Origin of the sequence: Pseudomonas sp. 1928-m, from assembly GCF_029269135.1 — a bacterium.
Classification (GTDB): Bacteria; Pseudomonadota; Gammaproteobacteria; order Pseudomonadales; family Pseudomonadaceae; genus Aquipseudomonas.
Genome location: NZ_JARIXO010000001.1, coordinates 1,334,755 through 1,360,355, shown reverse-complemented (window position 1 = coordinate 1,360,355; position 25,601 = coordinate 1,334,755). Strand labels below are relative to the sequence as shown.

Here is a 25,601-nt window from a genome sequence, read left to right as displayed (position 1 = left end):
GCTCGAACTCTCTCGGCCCTGCACTGATACCGTTAAAGGAGTTATGGGCATTGCGTGCTTGGCGTATTGACTGGCAAACCATTGCTGAAAAGAACCGAGCCTTTGCGCCACAGTTGCTTGAGCAAAACATACGGCGCCTGCGGCTTGCTGCGCCCTGGATTCCACCCCTCAACCTGATGCACATCTGGCTGTTCTGGCAACGACAGCCCGAGTCAGCCAATGAAGCCTTATGGCGGCAGGGCATTCTCGCCGCGCACACCGGCATGTTGGTGTTCTTCGGGGCGCTGGCGTTAGCGGCTTGGTATTTAGCCTCCCGGCCGGAGTTAGTTCGCTTACGCCAGATCAGCGTCAACGTGGCGGTACTCGGTACGCTGTGCTTCGCCGCTCTGATTAGCGCTATCGACCAATTAGTCACCAGCAATATCACCCCGCTACTGGTGGGGTGTAGCTTGACGGCGCTGGTTTTTTTGCACCGCCCACTTTCCGCCCTTTGGCTGTTTAGCCTGACCCTGGCGCTGTTTCTGTTTGGCATCCAACAAACCCAGAGCACCCCAGCGGTCTTGTTGAGCAATCAAGTCAATGGTCTATCCAGTTGCTCCATTGGCCTGCTGTTGGCGTGGTTGCAGTGGAGCAACTTCGTACAGATCAACACCCAGAAACAGCGGCTGCAAGACCAGGCACAGCTGCTTGAAGAGCAGAACCACAAGCTCAGCTACCTTGCCGAACATGACCCGCTGAGCGGCCTGCTCAATCGCCGCGCGTTTAATGGCATCGTCGAGCGTGAATTGCTGCGTTGTCAGCGCACGCAACAGCCATTGTGCTTGCTGCTGCTCGACCTCGATCATTTCAAGACCGTCAACGACCGCTTCGGTCATCCGCTGGGCGATGTCGTTATCAAGCGCATCGCTGCGCTACTTTCCAGCCAGGTACGAGGCCTCGACAGCCTGGCACGCCTGGGTGGTGAGGAGTTCATGTTATTGCTGGTGAACTGCGACCGCGAGCAGGGGCTGCAGATCGCCGAGAAGCTGCGCCAGCTGGTGGAGACGCAGTTACAGGAGGTGGACGGTAAAGACGTTGCAGTCACCGTAAGCATCGGCATGAGCTATCTGGACGCCGGCCAGTCAGGCACTTACGACAGCCTCTATGTGGCCAGTGACCGCGCGCTGTACAGCGCCAAACAAGACGGCCGTAACCGCGTGAAGGTGGCTGCGCCTAGCTAGAAAACCGCGCCAGCGCGCGGCTTCCTCATTGCCGGACGGCTCAGTCGCCGTAGATATCGAAGGTGAAGTACTTGGCCTGAATTTTCTGGTACTCGCCGCTGGCGCGAATCGCCTGGATGGCGGCATTCAGCTTGCCGAGCAGTTCAGCGTCGCCCTTGCGCACGGCTATGCCGGCGCCTTCACCGAAGTATTTCGGGTCGGTAAAGGCCGGGCCGACGAAGGCGAAGCCCTTGCCGTTATCGGTTTTCAGAAAGCCTTCATCCACCGGAATGGCGTCGGCCAGGGTGCCGTCCAGACGCGCGGAAATCATGTCCAGGTAGATTTCGTTCTGCGAGCTGTAACGCACCACTTCAACCCCTTGCGCGGCCAGCACTTCGCTGGCGAAACGGTCGGTGGTGCTCGAACGCTGCACGCCGATGCGCTTGCCCTTGAGGTTGCTGAAATCGGCGGCAACCTCGCTACCGGCCTTCATCACCAGACGCGCCGGGCTGTAGTAGTACTTGCCGGTGAAATCCACCGACTTGCGCCGCTCATCAGTGATGGTCATGGACGACAGGATGGCGTCGACCTTCTTCACCTTGAGCGAGGGGATCAGGCCATCGAACTCCTGCTCGACCCATTGGCACTCGGCCTTCATTTCCGCGCACAGGGCATTGCCGATATCCACATCAAAGCCGGCGATCTGCCCGCTGGCTTCTTTATAGGCAAAGGGTGGATAGGCGGCCTCAATACCCAGACGCAAGGGTTTGTCTGCGGCGAACAGACTGGAGGCGATCAGACTCAGGGCGATGCCGCCCGCCAGGACGATTTTCTTCATGCTGTGGATTCCTGCTGAGGGAGGGACAGGCCCACGCCACCTGGCATTGCTGCGCAGGAAGAGCGGACAACGACGGTTGCTGCAAGACAGAAGAAAGGCGCGTCAGGTTTGCACCTGAGCGAAAAACGATGGCTGGGTAGCACGCGTGGACGGGTCATATGCCAGTCTCGATTTATACTTTAAATTCCATACTGGACTTATATGTACAAATCGTCAACCGGGCAACAGTCACCGCTGCGACCGAAGGATCAGTGCAGGCGACATAGGCACAATGTGCTTAAGGTTGTTGTTTCCAGCGCTCGGCAGCAGCCTGATCGGAGCAACGCCCTTCAACCCAGCGCGGGCCGTCGGCGGTGTCTTCCTTCTTCCAGAACGGCGCGCGGGTTTTCAGGTAGTCCATCACGAAGTTGCAGGCATCGAAGGCTGCTTGACGGTGAGCGCTGCTGGTGCCAACAAACACAATCGGCTCGCCCGGTTCCAGGCGGCCGATACGGTGGATGATCTCGATCCCCAGCAACGGCCAGCGCTGGGCGGCTTCCTCGGCGATCTTGCTAAGGGCCTTTTCGGTCATGCCGGGGAAGTGTTCGAGAAACATGCCGCCGACTTCGCGGCCTTCATTGAAGTCGCGCACATAGCCAACAAAGCTGACCACAGCGCCAATGCCCAGGTTGGCGGCATGCAGGGCGTTAAGCTCAACGCCCGGATCGAAGGGTTGCGACTGGACGCGGATGCTCATGCAAATGCTCTCTGTGGGAGGGGCTTTAGCCGCGACGACAACATGCTTAACCGCCGGTCACAGTGGGGAAAAACGCCACTTCATCGCCAGCAGTCAACGGCTCATCCAGGCTGCACAGTTCCTGATTGCGCGCACACATCAGGTTCTGCTCGGCCAGCACATCCCACACCCCGCCGCGACTCAGCAGGTGCTGGCGCAGCTGATCAAGGCTGACGAACTCGCCGCTAAGCTGTTCGCCATCCAGGCCGAGGGCTTCACGGTAACGGGCGAAATACTGCACACGGATCATGCTTCGTCCTCGGCCTTGAAGTGCCCACTCTTGCCGCCGACCTTCTCCAGCAGGCGCACGCTTTCGATCACCATGCCGCGATCTACTGCCTTGCACATGTCGTAGATGGTCAGAGCGGCAACACTGGCGGCGGTCAGGGCTTCCATTTCCACCCCGGTCTGCCCGGTCAGCTTGCAGCGCGCGGTAATGCGCACGGCGTCCGCGCCCTCAGGCGTCAGCTCAACCTTGACGCTGGTAAGCATCAGCGGGTGGCACAGCGGAATCAAATCACTGGTTTTCTTCGCTGCCTGAATACCGGCAATACGTGCCACAGCGAACACATCGCCCTTGGGGTGATCGCCCTGGGCAATCATCTGCAGGGTTTCTGGGCGCATACGCACCAAGGCTTCAGCCACGGCCTCACGGACGGTCTGAGCTTTGTCGCTGACGTCGACCATATTGGCGCGGCCTTGGGAATCGAGATGGGTTAACACGGACAGGCTCCAGGCAAGTGTCCGGCGATTGTAAACCCAGGGGTCAGGTTTCGGCACCTGTGAATGCCAGGGGATTCAGACGGGAGGTTATGCGGCGAGGTCCGCACCCGGCCCTGCAGCCATAACGGCCTGCAGGGCGAGCGAGGTGGAGGGTGTTACATATGGGTTTCGGCGTACTCGGCAAGGATCGAGCGCGGCACACCCTGCAGGGTGATGTGTACGCCATGCTCGAAGTCTTTGAAGCGCTCCGTCAGGTAGGTCAGGCCCGAGCTGGGCGCCGACAGGTAAGGCGTGTCGATCTGCGCCAGGTTACCCAGGCACACCACTTTGGAACCGCTGCCGGCACGGGTGATGATGGTTTTCATCTGGTGCGGGGTAAGGTTCTGACATTCGTCGATCAGGATCAGGCTCTGCTGGAAGCTACGGCCACGGATGTAGTTGAGGGATTTGAACTGCAGCGGGACCTTTTGCAGGATGTAATCGACGCTGCCGTGGGTGTTCTCGTCGTCCATATGCAGGGCTTCGAGGTTGTCGGTAATCGCGCCGAGCCAAGGCTCCATCTTCTCGGCTTCGGTGCCGGGGAGAAAGCCGATCTCCTGATCCAACCCCTGCACGCTGCGGGTGGCGATAATGCGCCGATAACGCTTGCTGACCATGGTCTGTTCGATGGCCGCCGCCAGGGCCAGGATGGTTTTACCGGAACCGGCCGCGCCGGACAGGTTGACCAGGTGGATGTCCGGATCGAGCAAGGCAAACAGCGCCAGTGACTGATAGATATCCCGTGGCCGCAGGCCCCAAGCCTCCTGGTGCATCAAGGGTTCCTGATGCATGTCGAGAATCAGCAGTTCGCCGTGCTTGATGCCCTTGATCCAGCCGACAAAGCCCTGCTCGTCGATGATGAACTCGTTGACGTGCACCGCCGGCAGGTTGTCGGTGAGTTGCACGCGGTGCCAGGTACGGCCGTGATCCTGACGGGTTTCTACCTTGTTCACGCGGTCCCAGAAGGAGCCGTCCATGTTGTGGTAACCCTGCGACAGCAGCGACACGTCGTCGACCAGTTGGTCGGTGTGGTAATCCTCGGAATCGATGCCACAGGCGCGCGCCTTGAGGCGCATGTTGATGTCTTTGGTCACCAGCACCACATTGAGACCGGGGCGGCGGGACTTCAGCTCGACCAGCTGGTTGATGATCTTGTTGTCGTTGAGGTCTTCCGGCAGCCAGGTGACCGGGGTGGCGCTCTTGCTCATAAGAATCGACAGAAAGCCGCAAGGGCCGCTCTTGTCGCGCTGGATGGCGACGCCGTGCTCCACTTCCTCCGGGTTGGCGCTACCGAGAATCTTGTCGATCAGACGGATGGCTTGACGGCACTCGGCGGCCACGCCCTGTTTGCCGGTTTTAAGCTTGTCCAGTTCCTCCAGTACGGTCATGGGAATTGCAACGTGGTGCTCCTGAAAATTCAGCAGCGCGTTGGGGTCGTGGATCAGCACATTGGTATCGAGGGCGTACAGGGTTGGGGCGGTGGGCTTGGAGCGTCCGTGGTCATCCATACTCGGTCACCTTCTTGTAGTAGCCAAGCAACGCAGGGGCGAGTCTGCGCCGCGGAGGGGCCGTCGACTCCTCAGTGCCGAGGCTGAGAAGGCTGCAAAAAGGTGAGGGCCAATGGCCGCCACCTGTCTGCAGGGTTCGGCGGTCTTGCCTTTTAATTACTCCAATTCAGATGACAGAAAAACGTTTTTTTCAGCATTTACAGGTTTATTTGTCGGAGCGACAAATAGCGCTTGGCGCACTGCGCGGTCGCCGTTAAAGTCGGAAGTCCCACCGGCTTTCGAGCCGCGCAGATTTTTCCATTTAGCCCCGCTCCACCCCGTGCACATCGGCACAGCGATTGACCTCCACGGTCACATGCACCAGCTCCGCAATCCCCGCCAGCCGCGCCTTGTAGCGATCCGCCGAGCCATCGCCGTGGGTTACCACGCTGACGATGCAGGCGAACTGCGCCCGGCCAACGCGCCATAGGTGCAGGTCCGCCAGTTCGGTGTCTGCCTCCTGAGCCAAGGCAGTGCGCACGCGCTCGACCACCGGGCTGTCCATCTCGCGATCGAGCAGCACCTTGCCGGTCTCGATCAGCAGGCCCTTGGCCCACACCGCGATAATTACCGCACCGATCACGCCCATCAGCGGGTCGAGCCAATCCCAGCCCAGCAGCAAGCCACCCAGCAAGGCGACGATAGCCGCCACCGAGGTCAACGCATCGGCCAGTACGTGGATAAAAGCGGCGTGGCGATTAAGGTCCTTGCCCGCCGCTGGCGCTGCGTGATCGTGATCGTGATCGTGATCGTGATCGTGATCGGCATGATCATGCGCGCCGACTTGACTGTGGCTGTGACCCTGCCCATGAGCATGTCCGTGATCATGGCTATCGCGCAGCAGCCAGGCGGAAGCCAGGTTGACCAGCAAGCCGATCACCGCCACCCACAGCGCCATCTCGAAGGCAATTACCTGGGGCTGCAACAAACGCCAGAACGACTCGAACGCTAGCATCGCCACCACCACCAGCAACATCAGTGAGCTGGCAAAGCCCGCCAGCACCTCAACCTTCCAGGTGCCAAAAGCAAAACGTGGGTCGTTGGCATAGCGTCGCGCCAGCAGGTAGGCCAGAGCCGTCAGGCCGATGGCGAGCATATGCGAGGCCATGTGCCAGCCATCGGCGAGCAAGGCCATGGAGTTGAACGCATAGCCGGCGACAATTTCCACCAGCATGGTCGCCCCAGTCAGCGCGGCAACACGCCAGGCCTGGCGTTCGGCGGTGGTTTCCAGTGGGCGGTAGTCGTGGGATGGCTCCCAGCGCGAATGGTTGCATGCGGTCATGACAGCTCCTTGAGAGTTCGACCTGAGCAGACTACAACCCCGTGGCGGCCCCCGGGTCAAGCGCCTCAATCGCCCTTATAGGTAGTCTCAAGCGCCAGCAGCTTCTAGAATCGCCGCAGACTTTTAGGAGCACAGCTTATGTTGATGGTGATTTCCCCGGCCAAGACCCTCGATTACGACACCCCGCCTGCGACCCCGCGTTTTACCCAGCCCGAACACCTCGACCATGCCCAGGACCTGATCCAGCAGCTGCGCGACTTCACTCCGGCGCAGATCGCCGAGCTGATGCACCTATCGGACAAGCTCGCCGGCCTTAACGCCGCACGCTTCGGCAGCTGGGAGCGGCCGTTCAATCCGTCCAATGCCAAGCAGGCGCTGCTGGCGTTCAAGGGCGACGTATACACCGGGCTTAACGCCGAGGATTTCAGCGAGGCCGACTTCGACTTCGCCCAGACCCACCTGCGCATGCTTTCCGGCCTGTACGGCGTGTTGCGCCCGCTCGACCTGATGCAGCCCTATCGCCTGGAAATGGGCACCAAGCTGGCTAATCCGCGCGGCAATAACCTCTATGACTTCTGGGGCGAACGCATCAGCGGCTGGCTGAATGAGGCGCTGGCGGCCCAGGGCGACGAGGTGCTGCTCAATCTGGCGTCCAACGAATACTTCAGCGCGGTGAAACGCAAGGCGTTGAATGCGCAGATCATTGACACCGAATTCAAGGACCTGAAGAACGGCCAGTACAAGATCATCAGCTTCTACGCGAAAAAAGCCCGCGGTCTGATGGCGCGCTATGTGATCAAGGAGCGTCTGACCAACCCGGCCGGCCTCAAGGACTTCACCTACGAGGGCTACCGCTACTCGGCGGAAAATTCGAAAACCGACACCCTGGTTTTCCTTCGCGACCACCCTCAGGACTGACCCCCGCCCTCCACTGCGGGCCGCGCCAACGGCCCGCTCCCCGCTATTTCCCGCGCTGTTCAATACCTATTCAAACAGTCAGCTTTATTAAAGCTCAACTTTACCGTTGAACTTTCCAGCGCCCATATACACCGCGCGAATTACTCCGCCAGACAGTTGCAAAGTGCCATCAAAGTGCAACTACCAAGCAGTTCTCATTTCATTGCAAAAGATGACGGACGGTAGGAACCATCAGAAAAACATCGGACTCATAGCGACACGATGTTTTTCTTCATGCAACTTTCCGCGTGACTATATCTGCGATTAATACCGGATCTATATCCGGCGCAGAAACTCACCCCAAAGAAAGTTACGGACAAATACAAGGTGGAACTATCAAGAATTCGATGACTCACTGAAAGCCACAGGACAGAGCCTATCGCGCCACTGGCCAGACATATAGAACGGGCGTGCTACATACAAAGCCCGGCTCCGGTAGCGCCACGCTACCAACCAACTTTTATGCCTGTATTAGTTCACGCAGCTGTGCCTGCCGAACTAACGAATAACCGTGGCTAATCGCCACTAATTAATTACGCAATAAATGGACGAGGTGAATGCGATGCGAATTAGCATCTTCGGTTTAGGTTATGTCGGGGCAGTTTGTGCCGGTTGCTTATCGGCACGCGGTCATCACGTGATTGGCGTGGATGTATCCGCCAGCAAGATTGATCTGATTAACAATGGCAAATCGCCAATCGTCGAACCCGGCCTGGAAGAACTGCTGCAACAGGGGCTGGCTTCGGGGAATTTACGCGGCACCACCGATGTGATCGATGCGGTGCTTAACAGCGACGTGTCGTTTATCTGCGTGGGTACGCCGAGCAAGAAGAACGGCGATCTGGAGCTCAATTACATCGAGGGCGTGTGCCGCGAAATCGGTCTGGCCATGCGCGATAAAACCGAACGGCATACCGTGGTGGTGCGCAGCACAGTGCTGCCGGGTACCGCCAAAAACGTGGTACTGCCGATCCTGCAGGACTGCTCGGGCAAGCAGGCCGGGGTCGACTTCGGCCTGGCGGTAAACCCGGAGTTCCTGCGCGAGAGCACCGCGATCAAGGATTACGACTTCCCGCCCATGACGGTAATCGGTGAGCTGGATCAGGCCTCCGGTGATCTGCTGGAAAGCATCTACAGCGAGCTGGATGCGCCGATCATCCGCAAGAGCATCGATGTCGCCGAGATGATCAAGTACACCTGCAACGTCTGGCACGCCACCAAGGTCACCTTCGCCAACGAAATCGGCAATATCGCCAAGGCTGCCGGTGTCGATGGCCGCGATGTGATGGACGTGATCTGCCAGGACCACAAGCTCAACCTCTCCAAGTACTACATGAAACCCGGCTTCGCCTTTGGCGGCTCGTGCCTGCCCAAGGACGTGCGCGCCCTGTCCTACCGCGCCGGGACCATGGATGTCGATGCACCGCTGATTGGCTCGCTGATGCGCAGCAACGCCATCCAGGTGCAGAACGCCTTCGACATCATCGCCAGCTACGACAAACGCAAGGTGGCCCTGCTCGGTTTGAGCTTCAAAGCCGGCACCGATGACCTGCGTGAAAGCCCGCTGGTGGAGCTGGCAGAAATGCTGATCGGCAAGGGTTATGACCTGAGCATCTTCGACCGCAACGTCGAGTACGCCCGCGTCTATGGGGCGAACAAGGACTACATCGAGTCAAAGATCCCCCACGTCTCCTCACTGCTGAGCAGTGACTTCGATGCCGTGGTGGACGGCGCCGACATCATCGTCCTGGGCAACAGCGACATGCACTTTGCCCCGCTGGCGCAGCAGGCCCTGCACGGCAAACACGTGGTCGATCTGGTTGGCTTTATGCCAACGGCATCGCGTGCCGGCAGCGAAGGCATCTGCTGGTAACCCCTGCAGCTTGTGAGCTGAGGCAAGCCCTGGGCGGTCAAGCGCCGACCCAGGGCTATCTGGCACAGACGATGGATATGTTTATGCAAACCCACACGCTGAAAAGCGGCCTCAATCAGGCCGCTGGCTGGCTGTTCTACTTATCACTGCTGATGCTGCTGGCGCTGGCATTGCCCAGGAGCGTGTTCGACCCCGAGTCGCGCGACTACCTGCTGTTGATCGGCGCGGTTGGCATCTGGCGTTACTCCATGGGTGCCGTGCATTTCGTGCGCGGCATGCTGTTTCTCTATCTGGTGTTCCCTTACTACCGGCGCCAGGTGGCCAAGCTCGGCAAAGCCGCCGACCCGTCCCAGGTGTTTCTGCTGGTCACCAGCTTTCGCATCGATGCCCTGACCACTGCCCAGGTGTACCGCTCGGTGATTCGCGAAGCGATTGACTGCGGCTACCCGACAACCGTGGTCTGCTCCATCGTTGAGCTTTCCGATGAGCTACTGGTGAAGAGCCTCTGGGCGCAAATGCAGCCACCGGAACACGTCTCCCTGGACTTCGTACGCATTCCCGGCACGGGCAAACGGGATGGCCTGGCCTATGGCTTTCGCGCCATATCGCGGCAGATGCCGGATACCGATGCGGTAGTGGCGGTGATCGATGGCGACACCGTGCTCGGCGCAGGGGTGGTGCGCAAAACCGTGCCCTGGTTCAAGTTGTTCCCCAATGTCGGCGGCCTCACCACCAATGAGTTCTGCGAGGTGCGCGGCAGCTATGTGATGAGCGAATGGCACAAGCTGCGCTTCGCCCAGCGCCATCTGAACATGTGCTCGATGGCCCTGAGCAAACGCGTGCTGACCATGACCGGGCGCATGTCGGTATTTCGCGCCGAAGTGGTGACTGACCCGGCGTTTATCGCCGATGTGGAAAGCGATCACCTCGACCACTGGCGCCTGGGCCGTTTCCAGTTCCTCACTGGCGATGACAAGTCCAGCTGGTACAGCCTGATGCGCCTGGGCTACGACACCTTCTACGTGCCGGATGCGGCGATCAATACGGTCGAGCATCCGCCGGAAAAGAGCTTTATCAAGGCCAGCCGCAAACTGATGTTCCGCTGGTACGGCAACAACCTGCGGCAGAACGCCCGCGCCCTGCGCCTGGGTATGAAACGCCTGGGCGGTTTCACCAGCCTGGTGCTGTTCGACCAGCGCGTGTCGATGTGGACCAGCCTGCTCGGCCTGAGCGTGGCGATTATCGCCAGTATCAAATACGGCCTCGGTTTCTTCCTCGCCTACCTGCTGTGGATCGGCCTGACCCGGCTGGTTCTAACCCTGCTGCTCAGCGTCACCGGGCACCACATCGGCCCGGCCTATCCACTGATTCTCTATTACAACCAGATCGTCGGCGCGCTGGTGAAGATCTACGTGTTCTTCCGTCTCGACCAGCAGTCCTGGACCCGCCAGAACACCAAGCTCGATCGCGGCCTGGTGAGCTTTCAGCGCTGGTTCAACACCTGGTCCTCGCGGGCCATGACCTTCTCTGCCGCCAGCCTATTCGTCGCCACCCTGCTGGTGCTGGTGTGACGAGCGCGACCCTTTTGAACAGGAATTTGCAAGCATGAATACAGCCGTCAACGTCAACGTGGTGCATGAGTCCGAAGCCCAGCGCCAGCATGCCCGGGTGAAGATCCCAGCCCAGGTGCACTACCTGAACAAGAGCCGCGAGCGTGTCGAGTTACAGCTCTGCGATATCTCGGCAGGTGGTTTCAGCGTGATCGACAACCAGCAGGCGATGCAGATCGGTGACTTCCACAAAGGCCGCCTGCAATTCAAGCTCGACAGCTTCAACCTGGCTATCGACATCGAATTCCAGGTGCGCTCGGTGGATAGCGACAGCAAGCGCATCGGCTGCCAGCTGCACAACCTCAAGCCGCGCGAGCAGGCCACCCTGCGCCACCTGATCAGCGCCTACCTGGGCGGTGAGCTGGTCAGCGCCGGCGACCTGCTGAGTACCTTGCAACGCGACAATTTCACCAAGGCGCGCAAGCAGGCCAACGGCGGCACCGCCATGAGCGTACTCGGCCGTCTCAAGGCTGTGACGTTCAGCCTGGCGATCTTCCTGGTGGGCCTGGCGGCCTTCGGCTTTATCTTCAAGTCGGTGTACGGCCTGTACTTCGTCACGCATGCCCAGTCAGCCCTGGTCAACGTGCCTAGTCTGCAGGTCACCATGCCGCGCGAAGGCACGGTGCAGAGCCTGATCGGCGCAGATGGCAGCGTGGCCAAAGGCGCGCCGATTGCCACCTTCTCCGCCAGCATGCTGGAGATGCTCAAAGGTCACCTGAACGACGAGCAGCTCAGCACGGCGAACATCGAAAGCCTGTTCGGCAAACAGATCAAAGGCACCCTGACCAGCCCCTGCGACTGCAAGGTGGCACGTCAGCTGGTGGCCGACGGCCAGTTCGCCAGCAAGGGCGATGTGATCTTCGAGCTGGTGCCCCAAAACACCCGCGCCACGGTGCTGGCGAGCTTCCCTTACCGCAACTTTGCCCAAGCCCGCATCGGTAGCCGCGCCAGCTTTATGGTCGCCGGCGAAGAGACCCCGCGCTACGGCAAGATCGTCAGCAGCAGCCTGCATGAAGGTGGCCTGGCAGCGGATATCCGCGTGGTGATCGAACCCGAGCAGACCCTGAGCAGCAACCTGGCCGGGCAACCCGTGGAAGTGCTGCTCGACCGCGGTCCGTCGTTCGACTGGATGATCGACAAAGCCCTGGCGGCTGGTCTCTGAGGAGCAGGCGCATGTCGAACCGCAACGCCCGCCCGCTGGCCACGCCACTGCTCACGCTCACCCTGGCGCTGGGCCTGAGCGCCTGCGCCAACCTGCCTGACCAGCGTCTGGCCGTGGCAGCGCTGAAGCAGGGCGACCACGCCACCGCCGAGCAGCATTTCCGCCAGCTGGCCGAGCTGGGCTATGTCGACGCGCAAATCGGCCTGGCCGATCTGCAACTGGCCAGCGGCTCAGCAGAAGGCCTGGAGCAAGCCGAGCAGACCTACCGCAGCGCCCTCGACGGCTCGCCACGGGCGCAGGCACGGCTGGGCAAATTGCTCGCCCGCAAACCCGCCGCCAGCCCTGCCGAACGCCGCGAAGCCGCGCAATTACTGGAGCAGGCCTTCGCTGCGGGAGAACCCGGCAGCCTGCTGCCGCTGGTGATGCTGTACCTGCAATACCCACAGGATTATCCCGACATGAACGTACAACAACGCCTCACTACCTGGCGCCAACAAGGCCATACCCAGGCCGATCTGGCGCAGATCCTGCTGTACCGCAGCCAGGGCAACTACGACCAGCACCTGGATGAGATCGAACAGATCTGCCAGGGCCTGATCAGCCAAGCCGATGTCTGCTATGTCGAGCTGGCCACCGTGTACCAGAAGCAAGGCAAGAGCAAACAGCAGAAAGCCCTGATTCAACGCCTGATGGCCGGCTACCACAGCGCGGCGATCCCCGCGCAACGGGTGGATGCCGTGGCCCAGGTGCTGGCCGACGCCGAACTCGGCAAGCCGGACGAAAGCCAGGCGCAGACCATGCTCGAAGCCATTGCGCCGAACTATCCCGCGGCCTGGGTGAGCCTGGCGCGCCTGCTTTACGACTACCCAGCACTGGGTGATATCGAGCAGATGCTCGGTTACCTCGAACAAGGCCGCGCCGCTGCCCTGCCGCGCGCCGAGCTGCTGCTCGGGCGCCTGTACTACGAAGGCAAGCTGCTGCCGCAAGACCCGCAGAAAGCCGAAGAACACCTGCGCAAGGCCGCGCCCAGCGAACCCAGCGCCAACTACTTCCTCGGCCAGATCTACCTGCGCGGCTATCTTGGCGACATCTATCCGCAACAGGCCCTCGATCATCTGCTCAGCGCCGCGCGCAACGGCCAGATCAACGCCGACTTCGCCCTCGCGCAGATGTATTCCCAGGGCAAAGGCATCCAGCCAGACCCGGTCAACGCCTATGTCTTCAGCCAGTTGGCCCTGCCGAAGAACACCCCACAGGCCAGCGAACTGGCGCGCAACAGCGAACAGCGGCTGAGCCCCAGCGAGCGCAGCAAGGCCGCGCAATTGCTCGCCGATGAGCGCCAACTGCGCGGCACGGCCTGGCAGGATCAAGCCACTCTGCAGGCGCACCATCCATGAAGCGCCGAGCATTGCTGCAACTCAACCCGATCAGCCTCGGCCTTGGTCTGTCCATGCTATGCAGCAGCCAGGCCTGGGCCGTGCAGATGGACGCCATGCATTTTGGCGCCGACATCAAGATCACCGCGCAATCGGAAGAAGACCGCGACCTCGGCACCCGCGATGGCGGCGACGCCAACGGCATCGCCCTCGACCTGCGCCCCTGGCTGCGTGCCCAACGGGGAGACTGGAGCGCCTTCGCCATGAGCCAGGCGGTAATGGCCAGCGACATCATCCAGACCGACACCCTGGAGTCGTCCGCAGACCAGCCGGAGTCCGGCCAGACCGATGGCCGCACCCGCAAAAAGAACTACCTGGCACTGCGCGAATTCTGGGTCGACTACGCCGGCCTCACCGACTACCCCGGCGAACACCTGCGCCTGGGTCGCCAACGCCTGCACAACGACGACGGGCAATGGCGCGACAGCAATATCGAAGCACTGAACTGGCGCTTCGACACCACCCTGCTGCGGGCCAGCCTGGGCGCCGCCCAGCGCTTCAGCGAGTACCGCAGCGACCTCGATGAACTGGCTCCGGAAGACGAGGATCGTCTGCACCTGTTCGGCGATATTGCCGCTCAGTGGCAGCCAGGGCACTGGCTCGGTTTTCGCGCGCATCACTCACGCGACGACGGCTCGCTGGCCGACCCCAATCAGCCCATCGATACCCTGGACAAACGCGCCAACGGCAACCTCACCTGGCTGGGCCTGCATGCGCACAGCGATGCGTACAACTTTCGCAACCAGAAGCGCCTCAACTACTGGGCCAGCCTCACCTCGCTGACAGGCGAGCGCAACAGCCTTAACAGCAGCCTGGATGACAGCGTTGCCGGCGGCCAGAGCAGCACCCATCTGAATGCCTGGGCCACTGACCTGGGGCTGCGTCTGCGCCTTGATCCAAATTGGCAGATTGGTGCGGCCTACGCCCGTGGCAGTGGCGGCGGCGATGCCGACGGCAGTGGTAACGACAACTACCGGCAGACCGGCCTGCACAGCAACCGCTCCACCTTTACCGGCACCCGTAGCAGTGTGCAGCGCTTCGGCGAGGCCTTCCGCGGCGAGCTGAGTAACCTGCAGGCCGCCACCCTATTCGGCTCCTGGCAGCTGGCCGACGACTACGACGCCAGTCTGGTCTACCACCACTTCTGGCGCGTCGACGCGCACCAGCAGATTGGCCGCAGCGGTATCAACGCGCGTTTCGATGATCCATTCGCCGATCTCAGCCCAGCCCCACAGGTAGCCCTGGTGGACGGTGAGAAGGCACTCGGCCAGGAGCTTGATCTGGTCGTCACCAAGTACTTCAAACAAGGCCTGTTGCCTGCGGCGATGAGCGAAGCCATCGATGAGCCGGCAGCCCTGGTGCGTTTGCGTGGTGGCGTATTCAAGCCTGGCGATGCCTACGGCAGCGACACCGACTCGCTCATGCATCGGGCCTTTATCGATGTTATCTGGAAATTCTAAGGACCCCGCGCCATGACGCCACGCCCTAGCAAACTCAAACGCGCCATCGGCATTGCCCTGCTGTGCAGCGGCATGCTGCTCGGCGCGCTGCAGCCGGCCGCGCCCTGGATAGCCACGGCAGCGGCCGGCGAAGCGCAGAAACAAGTCAAACCGACGCAGAACTACACGGTAACCAGCGCACCCATCGCCGAGCTGCACCTGGACCCGCCGCAACTGCCCGACCTCAGCGGCTATACCAGCGCTGCCGTCGAAGCCAAGATCAAGCGCACACCAGGCGGCAAGGTAGTGGTGCGGCGCATGCTGCAGCAGGATGCGCTGAAGGACTTTATCGGCGGCAACGAGCGCATACGCGAGTGGGTCGCACGGCAGAACGGCATGCCCCATGCGATCTTTATCGAAGGCGGCTACGTGACGCCCAAGGATCTGGCGCGCAGCCTGCCAGACAGTCAGTTCAGCGAAGTTGAACCGGGCGTCTACCTGGCACGCCTGCCCATCGTGGTGGCCCAGGGCGCCACCCTGCATGTCGACAAAAGCACCCAGGAACTGCGCCTGTCCCAGGAGCGCGGCAGCTTTATGGTCAATGACGGCCAGCTGTTCTTCACCGAAACCAAACTCACCGCCTGGCGCGAGGCCGACAACGCCCCGGCGAGCTTTCGCAGCGCCGATGAATTCCGCCCTTTTCTGGTGTCCTGGGGCGGCAGCGAGCTGTATATCGCCTCCAGCGTATTCACCAGCCTGGGTTACAACACCAGCAAGTCCTACGGCGTCAGCATCACCCAGTACACCCCCGGCATGCAGGCCCGCCTGAAACGCCCGGAACCGACTGGCTGGCTGATTGATTCGGAGTTCGTCGACCACTGGTACGGCTTCTACTGCTATGAAGCCGAAAACGTGGTGATCAAGGGCAACACCTACCGCGACAACATCGTCTACGGCATCGACCCGCACGACCGTTCCCACGGCCTGATCATCGCCGAGAACACCGTGCACGGCACCCAGAAGAAGCACGGCATCATCATCTCCCGCGAGGTCGATGACAGCTGGATCTTCAGCAACAAGAGCTACGACAACAAGCTCTCCGGCATCGTTATCGACCGTAACAGCGTGAACAACCTGGTGGCCTACAACCAGGTGTACGGCAACCATGCGGACGGCATCACCCTCTATGAAAGCTCGGACAACCTGCTGTGGGGCAACCAGGTTCTGAACAATGCCCGCCACGGCATTCGCCTGCGCAACAGCCTGAATATCCGCCTGTACGAGAACGTCGCCGCCGCCAACGGCCTGAGCGGAGTGTACGGGCATATCAAGGACCTCTCCGACACCGACCGCAATATCCAGCTCGACCCCTTCGACACCGAGGTCTCGATGATCGTGGTCGGCGGCACCCTCGCGGCCAACGGTTCCGGCCCGCTGTCCATCGACTCGCCGTTATCGGTTGAGCTGTACCGCGTGGAAATGCTCGCGCCGAGCAAAAGCACCGGTATCAGCTTCAGCGGCATCCTCGGTGACAAGCAGGAAGAAATCCTCGATCTGATGGTGCGCCGCCAACTGGCCGTGCTGATCGACCCCGTGGAAAGCCAGGCCGAACTCCAGGATTGAGGAACGACAACGTGAACACACAGCCTTTCAAATTCCGCCAACTGGCCCTCGCCTGCACCCTGCTGGGTGCCGCCGCTGGCGCGCAGGCCGAACCGCACTATCAGGTGCAGCGGGTCGGCTCGCTGTGCCCCGCTGCCCAGGACCCCAGCCAGTACAACAGCAAGTACCTGAGTTTTTTCACCGCCCTGGTGCAGGGCGAAGGTGACTGGCTGTTTCGCAGCCGTTACGACCTGCGCACCGACTTTGGCACCACGCCCGCCGGCTACCGAGAGTTCAAGCGCCTGCGCGATGCGCTCAAGCGCAAAGGCGTGGAATTGCTGATCGTCTATCAACCGACTCGCGGCCTGGTAAACCGCGAAAAGCTCACCGCCGAGGAAAAGGCCAAGTTCAATTTCGAGCTGGCCAAGCAAAATTACCTCAAGGCCATCGCAGGCTTCCGTCAGGCCGGAATCTGGACCACCGACCTGTCGCCGCTGTTTGACGAACAGGGCGTGGACACCGACTACTACTTCAAGGCCGACCACCACTGGACGCCCGCCGGAGCCGAGCGCACCGCCAAACTGGTGGCCAAGACGCTCAAAGAGATTCCCGCGTTCGACGAAATCCCCCAACAGCAGTTTGCAAGCAGCATCACCGGCCTGTTACCCAAGGCCGGCACCCTGCACAAGACCGCTGCCCACTTCTGTGGCACCAGCTACGCCACCGAGTACGTGCCGCGTTTCGAGACCACCATGCAGGGTGAGGCCGACAGCGACAGCCTGTTCGGCGACGAAGCCGACCCGCAGATTGCCCTGGTCGGCACCAGCAACAGCGGCCCGGCCTACAACTTCGCCGGTTTTCTGCAGCAACACAGCGGCGCCGAAGTGCTTAACCGCTCGGTCAGTGGCGGCGGCTTCGACAGCGCCCTGCTGCAATACATGACCAGCCAGGAGTTTCACGACAACCCGCCGCAGGTTCTGATCTGGGAATTCGCCACCCATTACGACCTGGCGCAGCAAAGCTTCTACCGCCAGGCCGTGCCACTGGTGGACAACGGCTGTGCGGGCCGTCCGGCAGTGATGAAGAATAAGGTCACCCTCAAGCCCGGCGCCAACCAGGTGCTGGTCAACGGCGAGAAACGCGCCGTGCAGGACCTGCGCGGCGGTGATTACCAGATCGACCTGACCTTCAGCGACCCCGGCGTGCATCAGGCTCAGGCCACCCTCTGGTACCTCACCGGGCGGCGCGAGAACTTCAAGCTCGAACAGAGCGACCGCGCCCCTACCGACGGTCGCTACGTCTTCGAACTGCGCAACGACGCCGACTGGGCCGACCTCAACCTGCTCGCCCTGGACATTCACAGCCCAGAAAACATGCCGGCCAATCTCAGCGTCGAGGCCACGCTGTGCAAGCGCCCCAGCGCTGACGGCAACGCCCTTACGGCGCGCGCGCAATGAACCGCCCAGGAGGTTTGATGCCACGCCCCAGCTGGTTCCTCGCACCCTGCCTGCTCGGCGCGACCCTGTGCAGCCAAGCGCTGTTCGCCGCCAGCCTGGTGCCGCCGCCGGGCTACTACGCACCCGTGCCAGTTACCGAGAAAGAGGCCCAAGCCTGCCCAACAACGCCGCCGCCCTACACCGACAAACTGGTGTTTCGCAGCAAATACGAAGGCTCTGACAAGGCCCGCGCCACCCTCAATCTCGACTCGGAAAAGGCCTTTCGCAGCAGGACCGCCGCCATCACCGAGATGGAACGCGGGGTCAATCGGCTGATCATGCAGTACCTGCGCGATGGCCAACCTGCGCAGCTTGAATGCGCGCTGCAGTGGCTGAACGAGTGGGCAGAAGCCGACGCCCTGCTTAGCAACGAGTACAACCACACCGGAAAATCGGTGCGCAAATGGGCGCTGGGCAGCCTGTCCTCGGCCTACCTGCGCCTGAAGTTTTCGGAATCACAACCGCTGGCGGCCTATGCGCAGCAAACCCAGCGCATCGAAGCCTGGTTCAGCACGCTGGCCGAGCACACCGTGCAGGACTGGAGCGACCTGCCGCTGAAGAAAATCAACAACCACAGCTACTGGTCCGCCTGGTCGGTCATGGCCACGGCCATCGCCACCGATCGCCGCGACCTGTTCGACTGGGCCGTGGCGCAGTTTCGCGTCGGAGCCAACCAGGTCGACGCCGACGGCTACCTGCCCAATGAGCTGAAGCGCAGCCAGCGTGCCCTGGCCTACCACAACTACAGCCTGCCGCCGCTGGTGATGATCGCCGCCTTCGCCCAGGCCAATGGCGTCGATCTACGTGCGGAGAACCACGGCGCACTGCAGCGCCTGGCCGAACGGGTACTGAACGGGGTGGATGACCCGGACGCATTCGCCAGCAAGACCGGCGACAAACAGGACATGGACGACCTGAAAAAACCCAACAAGTACGCCTGGCTCGCGCCCTATTGCGTGCTCTACGCCTGCTCGGCAGACGCCCAGGCGCTGCAGCAGACGATGGGGCCGTTCAACACCTTCCGCCTCGGCGGCAACGTCAGCCAGGTATTCGAGCCCAAGCACGCCAAGGGCAGTTGATTCGCGCACTGGGCTGAGCGTTTAGCCCAGGCGCTGCTACGTCGGTAAACCCGTCCGGTGACGGGGTGAAACAAACCTCCTGCTCGCGGGGGGAAAGGGGGGCTTGCGAGCCCCGGAAGAGTTGCTACTCAACGGAGATCTACGGATGGTGTTTTCATCCAACGTATTCCTGTTCCTGTTTCTGCCGATCTTTCTCGGCTTGTATTACCTGAGCAGTAATCGCTATCGCAACCTGCTGATCCTGATCGGCAGCTACGCCTTCTACGCCTGGTGGCGGGTGGATTTCCTCCTGCTGTTTGTCGCCGTCACCCTGTGGAATTACATCTTCGGCCTGCGCATCTATCAGGCGGGGGTTAGGTCTAAGGCGGCGCAGCGTTGGGTGCTGTGGGGGATAGTCGGCAACCTGGCGACCCTGGGTTACTTCAAGTACGCCAACTTCGGCATGGAGAACATCAACAAGGTGATGGAGGCGGCCGGCCTGGAGCCGTTCCTGCTGACCCATGTGATCCTGCCGATCGGCATTTCCTTTTATATCTTCCAGTCGCTCAGCTACCTGATCGACGTGTACCGCGGCGACACCAAGCCCACAGAAAATCTGATCAACTTCGCCGCCTTTATCGCCCTGTTCCCGCAGCTGATCGCCGGGCCCGTGCTGCGCTACAAGGACCTGGCCGACCAGTTCACCGAGCGCAGCCACAGCCTCGACAAGTTCAGCGAAGGCGCCACGCGCTTTATGCAGGGCTTCGTCAAGAAGGTGTTTATCGCCGACAGCCTGGCACCGCTGGTGGACCATATCTTCGCCCTGCAGAACCCCAGCACCGGGGATGCCTGGCTGGGCATGCTGGCCTACACCGCGCAGCTGTATTTCGACTTCTCCGGTTACAGCGACATGGCCATCGGCCTGGGTCTGATGATGGGTTTCCGCTTTATGGAAAACTTCAACCAGCCCTATATCAGCCAGTCGATCACCGAGTTCTGGCGGCGCTGGCATATCAGCCTGTCCACCTGGTTGCGCGACTACCTCTACGTGCCGCTGGGCGGTAATCGCGGCGGCACCTTCAACACCTACCGCAACCTGTTTCTGACCATGCTACTGGGCGGCTTCTGGCACGGCGCCAACTGGACGTTCCTGCTCTGGGGCGCGTGGCATGGCATGTGGTTGGCCATCGAGCGAGCGCTGGGGGTGAACGCCGCACCCACGCTGATCAACCCGCTGAAATGGCTGTTCACCTTCCTCCTGGTGATGCTCGGCTGGGTGATCTTCCGCGCCGAAAACCTCGACGTGGCCTGGCGCATGTACAGCGCCCTGTTCAGCCCGGCGATGTTCAGCAGCCAGGGCTGGGCCCTGAGTGAACTGAACCGCGCCAGCATCAGCGACCTGCAGATCGCCACCCTGCTGCTGGCCTACGCGGTGATGGCGTTCTGCGGCCTGCGCCAGTTCTACCGGCAGCGCGCGCAAAGCGCTGGCGATGCACTGTTTCCCAACAGCGGCGCCCTGCTGCTGGCACCAGCCAGCGCGAGTATCGCCCTGCCCCGTTACCTGATGCGCGGCGCCTTGCTGCTGTTGTTCTGCGCCTCGCTGCTCAAACTCTCGGCGCAAAGCTACTCGCCGTTTCTGTACTTCCAGTTTTGAGGAGGCCGACCATGACGCGCCCGTTACGCACACTCTATGTCGCGCTGTTTATCGGCATGCTGGGCCTGTTGTTTGTCTGGTCCATGCGCGGGGTGCTGAGCTATCAGCTGCCCAAGCAATTCAGCATCATCGACGGTGGCCTGGCGAAGACTTTCGAAAGCCATTACGACGAGCACTTCCCGATCAAGACCCTCGGCACCAGCCTGTGGGCCGGCCTGGACTACCTGCTGTTTAACGAAGGCCGCCCAGGCGTGCAGATTGGCAAGCAGGGCTGGCTGTACTCAAGCGAAGAGTTCAAAGCGGAAGTCGACGGCGCGCAGCAGGTTCGCGAGAACCTGGCGTTGATCAAGGGTGTACGCGATGAACTGGCGCAGCACGACGTGATGCTGTTGCTGGCCATCGTGCCGAGCAAGTCGCGGCTGTACCCGGAGTTCGTCGGTGACAACCCCACCAGCAGCTTGCGTCAGGGGCTTTACCAACGCTTCCTCAACGAGGTGCGCGCCGCCGATATTGCCGCGCCGGACCTGCTCAGCACCTTGCAGGCCGGTAAAGCCAGCGGCGCCATGTTCCTGCGTACCGACACCCACTGGACGCCCGAGGGCGCAGACCTGGTGGCCCAGCAACTGAGCAGCACGCTGAAGAGCGCCATCACCCTGGCCGGCGAACCGCAGGTGTTCGTCACCCAGGCCAGCCCGGCGAAACCCTACAACGGCGACCTCACCCGCTTTCTGCCGCTGGAGCCGCTGTTCGGCCACCTGCTGCCACCACCCGACCAGCTGCGCCGCAACTCAACCCAGGCCGCCGAGCAGACGGCGGGGGCCGATGCGCTGTTCAGTGACAGCGAGATGCCGGTGGCCCTGGTTGGCACCAGTTACAGCGCCAACCCCGCCTGGAATTTCGCCGGGGCGCTGCGCCAGCACCTGCAACGCGACCTCAGCAACCATGCCGAAGACGGCCAGGGCCCGCTGGTGCCGATGCTCAAGTACCTGCAAAGCGATGAACTGCAGGACGCCCCACCGCAGCTGGTGATCTGGGAGTTTCCCGAGCGTTATCTGCCCATGAGCAACGACCTCAGCGCCTTCGACGCGCAGTGGCTAAGCGCCCTCAAACAACCCAGCGGCAACCGCCGCCTAGCCGCCAGCGACAGGCATTAAAGCCTGCCGCCGCAACCGCGGTACTGCGTACCACTTTGTTAACCCACAGGGAGTTCTACCCATGCACAGACCCACCTCAACCTTCGGAATGTTCTATGCCTGCGCGCTGGCCCTGAGCCTCACCAGCCTCACGGCCAGCGCTGGCGAAGGCGGCCTGTATGCGCCCAACGCGCCCAAGGGCTCGACCTTTATTCGCGGCTACAACGCCAGCAACAGCGAGCAGAACTTCAGCGTCGGCAACACCGAGCTGAACGACATCGCGCCGCTGGCCTCCAGCGACTTCAGCTTTCTCCCGGCCGGTAGCTACAGCGCTCAGGTCGGCAGCAGCAGCCTGCCGGTAAAACTCGAAGCCGAGCATTTCTACACCCTGGTCAGCCAGGTCGGTGAACCGCCCAAGCTGGTGGCCGAAGCGCCCTTCAATAACAAGCGCAAGGCGCTGCTGCGGGTGCAGAACCTCTCGGACAGCACCCTCAGCCTGAAAACCGCCGACGGCAAACCAGTGGTCGACGCCGTAGCACCGGACGCCAACGGCCAGCGCGAAGTGAATCCGGTCAAGGTCAGCCTGGCGCTGTTCGACGGCGAGCGCAAAGTCAGCGACCTCAAACCCGTCACCCTGGCCCGCGGCGAAGTGGTGTGCCTGTACATCACCGGCAGCGGCAAGGCGCTCTCGCCCGTATGGGTTAAACGCCCGGCGCAAACGGAATAACCCCTGACAAGTACAAGTGCTGGCAATGACCGGCACGGCAAAGCAGCGCCTGCAGTGGCAGGCGTTTTGGAGTGATCCCCCAGCGCCGTTCACCAGCCTGGGCAACAGGGCACGGCCTGCAGGCCGTAAACCCAACCCGACCAAAAGTGCTTTAGGAGTACATGCAATGATTCCAGTAATTCTCTCCGGCGGCAGCGGTTCGCGACTCTGGCCGCTGTCACGCAAGCAGTATCCCAAGCAGTTTCTCGCCCTCACCGGCAGCGACACGCTGTTCCAGCAAACCATCAAGCGTTTGCGCTTCGCCGGCATGCAGGCGCCGGTACTGGTGTGCAACCTGGAGCACCGCTTTATCGTGCAGGAACAGCTCAACAGCCAGCAGCTGGAAACCCAGACCCTTCTGCTCGAACCCTTTGGCCGCAACACCGCGCCGGCCGTGGCCATCGCCGCCATGCAACTGCTCGCCGAAGGCCGCGATGAGCTGCTGCTGATCCTCCCCGCCGACCATGTACTGACCGATCAGCAGGCCTTCCAGACGGCCTTGCAGCTCGCCAGCCGAGCGGCCGAGAAAGGCGAAATGGTGCTATTCGGCATCCCCGCCAGCCGTCCGGAAACCGGCTATGGCTATATCAAGTCCGTCGCGGACCCAGGCCTGCCCGAGGGCATCATCCGCGTTGCGCAATTTGTCGAAAAACCCGACGAGGCCCGTGCCCGTGAGTTCGTTGCCAGCGGCGACTACTACTGGAACAGCGGCATGTTCCTGTTCCGCGCCAGCCGTTACCTCGAAGAGCTGAAAAAGCACGACGCCGACATCTATGACACCTGCCTGCTGGCGCTTGAGCGCAGCCAGATCGACGGCAGCCAGGTGACCATCGATGCCGCCACCTTCGCCTGCTGCCCGGACAACTCCATCGACTACACGGTGATGGAAAAAACCACCCGCGCCTGCGTGGTGCCGCTGGATGCCGGCTGGAACGATGTGGGCAGCTGGTCCTCGATCTGGGACGTACACCCCAAGGACGCCCAGGGCAACGTGCTGTCCGGCGATGTGGTGATCCACGACAGCCACAACTGCCTGGTACACGGCAACGGCAAGCTGGTCTCGGTGATCGGCGTGCAGGACATCGTGGTGGTGGAAACCAAGGACGCCACCATGATCGTGCACAAGGACCGCGTGCAGGACGTCAAGGCCATGGTCAACCAGCTCGATGCCGACGGCCGCAGCGAAACCCAGAACCACTGCCAGGTCTATCGCCCGTGGGGCTCTTATGACTCGGTGGACATGGGCGGGCGCTTCCAGGTCAAGCACATCACGGTCAACCCCGGCGCCACCCTTTCGCTGCAGATGCACCACCACCGCGCCGAGCACTGGATCGTGGTATCCGGCACCGCCGAGGTGACCTGCGATGACAAGGTGTTCCTGCTTACCGAAAACCAGTCCACCTACATCCCTATGACTTCGGTGCACCGCCTGAGCAACCCGGGCAAGATCCCCCTGGAAATCATCGAAGTGCAATCGGGCAGTTACCTGGGCGAAGACGACATCCAGCGTCTGGATGATGTCTACGGCCGCAGCCAAACCGCCAAGCTGAGTCTCGCAGCCGGTTGATACACAAACCGCCAGCCCTGCGCATGGGCTGGCGGGGCAAAGCATGTACCCAGCCGCCCGGCCTTGTGTAGGATGAACGCCTGTTGATCCCACACAAGGCCGTTTTTGATCATGTTATTCGGTGCAATCTTGGTACTCAGCTGGCTGATCCTGCTGATCCGCTACCCGAGCAAGGCACTGCCGATTTCCCTCGGTGCGCTGATCGGCCTGGGCCTGGTCGCCAGCTGGGTGCTCTGGCAGGAAAGCCGCGAAAACCGCCACCTGGCCCACCTCGAATTACGCCTCGACTACGCCCCGGACAGCTGCCCGGCGGATCGCCCGCTGGCCCTGAATCTGAAAAACGGCAGCGAAGCCGCGCTGCTTGAACTGCATTGGCAGATCGCCGCCTACCGCCCCGGCGACAGCGTCAACCTGGCCGAGCGCCTGTATGAAACCCCGCGCTACAGCGGCCCCGGCGAATTACTGCCTGACACCGACTGGCAAACCTGTCTACCCTTGCCCACCCTGCGCAGCGGCTACCGCGCCAGCACATTAGAATTTCGCGCAGAGCGCCTGCAAGGCAGCTTTAGCCGTTGAGCGTTGCCCCATGAAAACAACAAGGAAAGCTGCATGACCCAGCCCAGCGTACTGATCACCGGATGTTCCAGCGGCATTGGTCGCGCCCTGGCCGAGGTATTCCAGCAGGCGGGTTATCAGGTCTGGGCCACGGCGCGCAAAGCCGAAGACCTCGCGGCCCTGAGCGCCGCCGGGTTTCACGCCGTGCAACTGGACGTCAACGATGGCCTGGCTCTGGGTCAGTTGGCCGAACGCCTGAAAGCCGAGATCGGCGGCCTCGACGTGCTGATCAATAACGCCGGTTACGGCGCCATGGGCCCGCTGCTCGATGGCGGCGTCGAAGCCATGCGCAAGCAATTCGAAACCAACGTGTTCTCCTTGGTCGGCGTCACCCGCGCGCTGTTTCCACTGCTACGGCAGCACAAGGGCCTGGTGGTGAATATCGGCAGCGTCTCCGGCGTGCTGGTTACCCCGTTTGCCGGCGCCTACTGCGCCTCCAAGGCCGCCGTGCATGCCCTGACCGATGCCCTGCGTCTGGAACTAGCGCCCTTCTCGATTGAGGTGATGGAAGTGCAGCCCGGCGCGATTGCCTCCAGCTTCGGCGCCAACGCCAGCCAGCAGGCCGAACAACTGATCGACGAAGCCTCGCCCTGGTGGCCAATCCGCGACGGCATCCGCGCCCGCGCCAACGCCTCGCAGGACAACCCCACGCCCACCAGCCACTTTGCCCGCAACCTACTCGCCGCCGTGCAAAGCAAACCCCGGCCCAACCTGCTGCGCCTGGGCAATGGCAGCCGCAGCATGCCGCTGCTGGCGGCCCTGGTGCCTAAACGTCTGCTCGAAGCCGTGCTGAAAAAACGCTTCGGCCTTAATCGCAGCCTGTAGGAGCA

Annotated in this window: 22 protein-coding genes; 16 read left to right on the top strand and 6 right to left on the bottom strand. The window is 61.8% G+C overall.

Annotated elements, in window-relative coordinates; genetic code table 11:
* Positions 1–50 precede the first annotated feature (50 nt).
* On the top strand, positions 51–1,220 hold the full coding sequence (locus P3C18_RS06045; protein WP_275960951.1) for a GGDEF domain-containing protein: 1,170 nt from the start codon (positions 51–53) through the stop codon (positions 1,218–1,220).
* Between the two features lie 40 nt (positions 1,221–1,260).
* On the opposite strand, the gene P3C18_RS06040 is transcribed toward P3C18_RS06045, so the two are convergent.
* From P3C18_RS06040 to dmeF, 6 genes are all read right to left on the bottom strand, one after another.
* Positions 1,261–2,037, bottom strand: coding sequence for an ABC transporter substrate-binding protein (locus P3C18_RS06040; RefSeq protein WP_275960950.1), 777 nt, complete (start codon positions 2,035–2,037; stop codon positions 1,261–1,263).
* 277 nt (positions 2,038–2,314) lie between these two features.
* Positions 2,315–2,773, bottom strand: a complete 459-nt coding sequence (gene moaE, locus P3C18_RS06035) for a molybdopterin synthase catalytic subunit MoaE (protein ID WP_275960949.1) — start codon at positions 2,771–2,773, stop codon at positions 2,315–2,317.
* A gap of 46 nt (positions 2,774–2,819) precedes the next feature.
* Entirely contained in the window at positions 2,820–3,062 is a 243-nt protein-coding gene (locus tag P3C18_RS06030) for a MoaD/ThiS family protein (protein WP_275960948.1), read from the bottom strand.
* Positions 3,059–3,535, bottom strand: a complete 477-nt coding sequence (gene moaC, locus P3C18_RS06025) for a cyclic pyranopterin monophosphate synthase MoaC (RefSeq protein WP_275960947.1) — start codon at positions 3,533–3,535, stop codon at positions 3,059–3,061. The genes P3C18_RS06030 and moaC overlap by 4 nt, the downstream gene beginning before the upstream one ends.
* A gap of 155 nt (positions 3,536–3,690) precedes the next feature.
* Complete coding sequence (locus P3C18_RS06020; RefSeq protein ID WP_275960946.1) at positions 3,691–5,082, bottom strand: PhoH family protein; 1,392 nt, start codon at positions 5,080–5,082, stop codon at positions 3,691–3,693.
* Between the two features lie 301 nt (positions 5,083–5,383).
* Positions 5,384–6,403: a CDF family Co(II)/Ni(II) efflux transporter DmeF gene (gene dmeF / locus P3C18_RS06015; protein ID WP_275960945.1), complete on the bottom strand. Its 1,020-nt coding sequence runs from the start codon at positions 6,401–6,403 to the stop codon at positions 5,384–5,386.
* Positions 6,404–6,541: 138 nt separating this feature from the next.
* Between dmeF and yaaA the strand changes: the two genes are divergently transcribed.
* The 15 genes from yaaA (at position 6,542) to P3C18_RS05940 (ending at position 25,596) form a co-directional block, all read left to right on the top strand.
* Entirely contained in the window at positions 6,542–7,321 is a 780-nt protein-coding gene (yaaA, locus tag P3C18_RS06010; protein ID WP_275960944.1) for a peroxide stress protein YaaA, read from the top strand.
* 601 nt (positions 7,322–7,922) lie between these two features.
* Positions 7,923–9,233 (top strand): UDP-glucose/GDP-mannose dehydrogenase family protein, encoded by a 1,311-nt coding sequence (locus P3C18_RS06005; RefSeq protein WP_275960943.1) that lies wholly within the window; start codon positions 7,923–7,925, stop codon positions 9,231–9,233.
* An 83-nt stretch (positions 9,234–9,316) separates the two neighbouring features.
* Entirely contained in the window at positions 9,317–10,804 is a 1,488-nt protein-coding gene (gene alg8 / locus P3C18_RS06000; RefSeq protein WP_275960942.1) for a mannuronan synthase, read from the top strand.
* 34 nt (positions 10,805–10,838) lie between these two features.
* The gene (locus tag P3C18_RS05995; protein ID WP_275960941.1) at positions 10,839–12,005 is read left to right on the top strand and encodes a PilZ domain-containing protein; all 1,167 of its coding nucleotides are present in this window, start codon (positions 10,839–10,841) and stop codon (positions 12,003–12,005) included.
* 11 nt (positions 12,006–12,016) lie between these two features.
* Entirely contained in the window at positions 12,017–13,402 is a 1,386-nt protein-coding gene (gene algK, locus P3C18_RS05990) for an alginate biosynthesis TPR repeat lipoprotein AlgK (protein WP_275960940.1), read from the top strand.
* Between the two features lie 14 nt (positions 13,403–13,416).
* Complete coding sequence (locus P3C18_RS05985; RefSeq protein WP_275961595.1) at positions 13,417–14,901, top strand: alginate export family protein; 1,485 nt, start codon at positions 13,417–13,419, stop codon at positions 14,899–14,901.
* A gap of 12 nt (positions 14,902–14,913) precedes the next feature.
* Positions 14,914–16,503, top strand: coding sequence for a mannuronan 5-epimerase AlgG (gene algG / locus P3C18_RS05980; RefSeq protein ID WP_275960939.1), 1,590 nt, complete (start codon positions 14,914–14,916; stop codon positions 16,501–16,503).
* 11 nt (positions 16,504–16,514) lie between these two features.
* Positions 16,515–17,939, top strand: a complete 1,425-nt coding sequence (locus P3C18_RS05975; RefSeq protein ID WP_275960938.1) for an alginate O-acetyltransferase — start codon at positions 16,515–16,517, stop codon at positions 17,937–17,939.
* A 17-nt stretch (positions 17,940–17,956) separates the two neighbouring features.
* Positions 17,957–19,057, top strand: coding sequence for a mannuronate-specific alginate lyase (locus P3C18_RS05970; protein ID WP_275960937.1), 1,101 nt, complete (start codon positions 17,957–17,959; stop codon positions 19,055–19,057).
* A gap of 145 nt (positions 19,058–19,202) precedes the next feature.
* The gene (locus tag P3C18_RS05965) at positions 19,203–20,690 is read left to right on the top strand and encodes an MBOAT family protein (protein ID WP_275960936.1); all 1,488 of its coding nucleotides are present in this window, start codon (positions 19,203–19,205) and stop codon (positions 20,688–20,690) included.
* A gap of 11 nt (positions 20,691–20,701) precedes the next feature.
* Complete coding sequence (locus P3C18_RS05960) at positions 20,702–21,844, top strand: alginate O-acetyltransferase (RefSeq protein ID WP_275960935.1); 1,143 nt, start codon at positions 20,702–20,704, stop codon at positions 21,842–21,844.
* A gap of 61 nt (positions 21,845–21,905) precedes the next feature.
* Positions 21,906–22,550: an alginate O-acetyltransferase AlgF gene (locus P3C18_RS05955; protein WP_275960934.1), complete on the top strand. Its 645-nt coding sequence runs from the start codon at positions 21,906–21,908 to the stop codon at positions 22,548–22,550.
* A 166-nt stretch (positions 22,551–22,716) separates the two neighbouring features.
* Positions 22,717–24,156: a mannose-1-phosphate guanylyltransferase/mannose-6-phosphate isomerase gene (locus P3C18_RS05950; protein WP_275960933.1), complete on the top strand. Its 1,440-nt coding sequence runs from the start codon at positions 22,717–22,719 to the stop codon at positions 24,154–24,156.
* A gap of 111 nt (positions 24,157–24,267) precedes the next feature.
* Positions 24,268–24,732, top strand: a complete 465-nt coding sequence (locus P3C18_RS05945; RefSeq protein ID WP_275960932.1) for a multidrug transporter — start codon at positions 24,268–24,270, stop codon at positions 24,730–24,732.
* 33 nt (positions 24,733–24,765) lie between these two features.
* Positions 24,766–25,596: an SDR family oxidoreductase gene (locus P3C18_RS05940; RefSeq protein ID WP_275960931.1), complete on the top strand. Its 831-nt coding sequence runs from the start codon at positions 24,766–24,768 to the stop codon at positions 25,594–25,596.
* Positions 25,597–25,601 lie beyond the last annotated feature (5 nt).

Bases quoted from the DNA above. Each gene is read 5' to 3' on its own strand.
- yaaA (WP_275960944.1), top strand. From the start codon at position 6,542: ATGTTGATGGTGATTTCCCCGGCCAAGACCCTCGATTACGACACCCCG.
- algG (WP_275960939.1), top strand. From the start codon at position 14,914: ATGACGCCACGCCCTAGCAAACTCAAACGCGCCATCGGCATTGCCCTG.
- P3C18_RS05995 (WP_275960941.1), top strand. From the start codon at position 10,839: ATGAATACAGCCGTCAACGTCAACGTGGTGCATGAGTCCGAAGCCCAG.
- alg8 (WP_275960942.1), top strand. From the start codon at position 9,317: ATGCAAACCCACACGCTGAAAAGCGGCCTCAATCAGGCCGCTGGCTGG.
- P3C18_RS05940 (WP_275960931.1), top strand. From the start codon at position 24,766: ATGACCCAGCCCAGCGTACTGATCACCGGATGTTCCAGCGGCATTGGT.
- P3C18_RS05950 (WP_275960933.1), top strand. From the start codon at position 22,717: ATGATTCCAGTAATTCTCTCCGGCGGCAGCGGTTCGCGACTCTGGCCG.
- P3C18_RS05955 (WP_275960934.1), top strand. From the start codon at position 21,906: ATGCACAGACCCACCTCAACCTTCGGAATGTTCTATGCCTGCGCGCTG.
- P3C18_RS05960 (WP_275960935.1), top strand. From the start codon at position 20,702: ATGACGCGCCCGTTACGCACACTCTATGTCGCGCTGTTTATCGGCATG.
- dmeF (WP_275960945.1), bottom strand. From the start codon at position 6,403: ATGACCGCATGCAACCATTCGCGCTGGGAGCCATCCCACGACTACCGC.
- P3C18_RS06005 (WP_275960943.1), top strand. From the start codon at position 7,923: ATGCGAATTAGCATCTTCGGTTTAGGTTATGTCGGGGCAGTTTGTGCC.
- P3C18_RS05965 (WP_275960936.1), top strand. From the start codon at position 19,203: ATGGTGTTTTCATCCAACGTATTCCTGTTCCTGTTTCTGCCGATCTTT.
- algK (WP_275960940.1), top strand. From the start codon at position 12,017: ATGTCGAACCGCAACGCCCGCCCGCTGGCCACGCCACTGCTCACGCTC.
- moaE (WP_275960949.1), bottom strand. From the start codon at position 2,773: ATGAGCATCCGCGTCCAGTCGCAACCCTTCGATCCGGGCGTTGAGCTT.
- P3C18_RS05970 (WP_275960937.1), top strand. From the start codon at position 17,957: ATGCCACGCCCCAGCTGGTTCCTCGCACCCTGCCTGCTCGGCGCGACC.
- P3C18_RS06040 (WP_275960950.1), bottom strand. From the start codon at position 2,037: ATGAAGAAAATCGTCCTGGCGGGCGGCATCGCCCTGAGTCTGATCGCC.
- P3C18_RS06020 (WP_275960946.1), bottom strand. From the start codon at position 5,082: ATGGATGACCACGGACGCTCCAAGCCCACCGCCCCAACCCTGTACGCC.
- P3C18_RS05945 (WP_275960932.1), top strand. From the start codon at position 24,268: ATGTTATTCGGTGCAATCTTGGTACTCAGCTGGCTGATCCTGCTGATC.
- P3C18_RS06030 (WP_275960948.1), bottom strand. From the start codon at position 3,062: ATGATCCGTGTGCAGTATTTCGCCCGTTACCGTGAAGCCCTCGGCCTG.